The 2,971-nt window shown below is 53.2% G+C and carries 2 protein-coding genes; both read right to left on the bottom strand.

Features of this window, described 5'->3' with window-relative positions; translation table 11 throughout:
* Positions 1-61: 61 nt before the first annotated feature.
* On the bottom strand, positions 62-1,492 hold the full coding sequence (locus Q8O92_11815; protein ID MDP2984000.1) for a hypothetical protein: 1,431 nt from the start codon (positions 1,490-1,492) through the stop codon (positions 62-64).
* A gap of 14 nt (positions 1,493-1,506) precedes the next feature.
* Positions 1,507-2,721: a RidA family protein gene (locus Q8O92_11810; GenBank protein ID MDP2983999.1), complete on the bottom strand. Its 1,215-nt coding sequence runs from the start codon at positions 2,719-2,721 to the stop codon at positions 1,507-1,509.
* Between the last annotated feature and the right edge of the window lie 250 nt (positions 2,722-2,971).

The raw sequence follows: 2,971 nt of genomic DNA, 5'->3' as shown, positions 1-2,971 counted from the left end.
CCCTTGCCCCCTTCAGGGGGAAAGGGATTGAGGGTTAGGGGGCAAATCAAGGTTCAGACAATTATTTCCCCACAACCTGCTTTATCAGTTTGACCGTCCCGCTCACCATCTCATCCTCAACCTCGGGCGCCCAGCCGACAGGAGAGGCGTACTGGATTTTTATCACCTGCGCCTGGTAATCGTTGGTCCGCACCGACTCACGGGTCGGGATATAGATGTTCTGCTCTCCCATATACGCGAACAGCATGATGGGGCGCTGGGTGCGGAAGGCGTCCTTGATGCGCATCCCGATGGATGCGCAGACTTCCCCCTGCAGCACCACAAGAGGCATAGGCCCGATCTTTGCAACGATCACTTCTTCGCAACGGCAGGGGAAAGGGCGGGAATCGTCCGGTTCCGGGTACACATAGCCCTCGTCCCGCACAAAAAGCTCGCCGCTCCGGGTGGGGAACGGTAACCCTTCTTTATAGTGCTTCAGGAGAACCCGTATCCAGTTCGTGCCCCGGTTGACTCCGTGGTCGTAGCCGATATCCAGGGGAATGCCTTTCGCCAGCGCCAGCGCCTCTGTGTAGGAAAGCGGGGGAGCGAACGGGAGGGAAACCACATCCATCCTGGCGGAAATCGGGCCGGTAACCTCTTCCATCGGCCCTGCGGCGATGTCACGCACCGCCTGGGCCAGCTTCACGCCGAGCGCCCGGCAGGTTTGCACGCTTGCATAGGTGCTGTCATTCGCCGCGACCGGGAACTGGTTGCCGCCGCAGGCATCGGCATAAAGAGGCAGCATTCCGGGGAACATCTTTTCCAATTCGTCCAGGGCATATCCCGGATGGCCGACATCGATTTTCGTCCGTGTGGAATGGAGAGGATGCGTGGGTTGATTGAAAAGAAGGGCGACCGCCTGTTTTCCCTGCATGACCTTGAGCACCTGGATTTCATAGTCTACGGGGGCGTTTTCGCTGTTCCGGACGAAATATCCCTGTCCGGAGCCGTAATAAAGGTTCACCGGCCCCTTCTCCCGGGCGACCGCTTCCCCTATCAGAGAATAGATCCGTTCCGCCAGCCAGCGCTGATGGGGAAAGTTTTCCTTGAGGCGCGGCATGGGCGCCTGGTGGTTATGCGTACACATCAGAATCAGGCAGGAGGGATCGATCCCCATCTCCTTTTTACAGCGCTCCCGCAGGATGGGAGTGGCCACATCGAGCGAGTTCATATCATAGGTCACGATCACCAGACGATTGGTCCCGTCAAAGAGGGTCAGCACCCGTGCGAAGAGATCATGCTCCTTCCCCGTAGTAGGAAGCATGGTGCCGTTATTCAGCTTCCCGGCGGTAAGGTTCAGGAGCTTCTCCGGTGTGACCATCTCTTTGGCAGTGCCCGCCTTCAGTTCCAGCGCCGCACCCTCCGCCGAAATCAGGAGCGCAAGGATCAAAAAGAAAAGCGTGGAAATCCGCGGGAAGACATGCAATGTTGTCGAATAAAGAGTATTTCCCATACTTTTTCCCTTTACTATTCCGTCTTAGTCCGGGCCGCAAAGAAATACATCCGCACAAGGGTATCGTTCGGCTCGCTGCCGCCAAAAGGCTGGAAACAGGTGCGCACCCCGGGACGGCTGGCGGTGAAATAATTCGGGTACACCTTGTTCAGCGGACCGTAATCGTCAATGGTGCGCAGAAATACATTCGCCGATACAATATCCTTGAAATCAAGCCCTGCTTTCTGGAGTATATCCTGATGGCTCTTCATCACCTGGTCGATCTGCTCTTCCAGAGCGGTTTTCTGTCCGGGAGTAGAACCATACTGCGCCGAAAGGTAGAGCATATCACCTGCCCACACCGCGGGGCTTGATGATTCATAAAGCTCCGGGGGGCCGCATTTCATTCCGGCGTCTCTGACAACTTTATGGCCCGCTTTGTCCAGGGTGGCGATGCAGGCGAATTTTATATTGATGTTGCCGGGGAAATTGTTCACAAACACATTGGCCCGGGCAGGCTCATTTCCTTTCGGGAAAAACTCGCTGTATATCTTATTAAAGGCGCCGAGATTGCTGTATTTGTCAAGATATACGTTGCTCCATACTATATTGCTGTAATCGAGTCCAGCCTCTTGAAGGATACCCCCCACGATAGTCATCGATTGTGTTACTTGTTCCGGAAACGTTCTTTTCTCACCTTTAGTTGGAACAAAATCCCCTGAAATATAGAGGGTATTCCCGGCAATGACACCCGGGCTGAATTTGATGCTCGAAAACATGTTCCGGGTGCATTTACGTTCGGAGAGATCGGTGTAGGCAATGGCAGTGATTTCGATGTGATTGCCCTGGGGAATGGTAGCAATTCCGAGTGTGGTGCGTGCGGGTGGGTTAGTGGGGAATAACTCGGCGAACACATCGTCCATAGCCTGGTAATTTTTCAGATCATCGAGCATGATCCAGCACTGTACCACGTTTCCCAGGCCCAGACCGGCCATCTGCAAGGTCTTCTCGATGTTCTTCCAGCACTGCCGCGCCTGGTCGGGAAAGGTCTCCGGCTGCCCCCCGCCCTGGAGCGCCGAACCTGAGCCGGCCACAAAATAGGTTTTGCCCACCATCACTCCCGATGAATACAGTTTGGAGCCGCCTTCAGAGGGGAAAAATTTCTTTACCGCAGGCTCCGCCCAGAGCATCTGGGTAAAAAACGCCAAGAACACCATACCGACTATCAGGCTGAAAGTCATTTTTTTCATACTGTTCCTCCTTTACCCTTATGCCGTACTGTCAAAAGTATTGACATAAAAAGTAAGTTATTATATTGTTAATAAATAAGATGGGTAGATTTGAGATGTTCTCCCCCGATAGGTACTGTCAAAAGTATCATGAAAAAATAAGAAAGCTGTGGAAATGACGTAACCATTGAAAAGTCTTTGACTTTCCAACAGTTACTTGGAAAAACGTTTCACGTTTTCCCACATTACCACAGCTACTACAACAATACAC

Origin of the sequence: Candidatus Latescibacter sp. (assembly GCA_030692375.1) — a bacterium.
Lineage (GTDB): Bacteria > Latescibacterota > Latescibacteria > Latescibacterales > Latescibacteraceae > JAUYCD01.
Note: the sequence above shows the minus strand (reverse complement) of the source record. Positions and strands in the feature narration are given on the sequence as shown.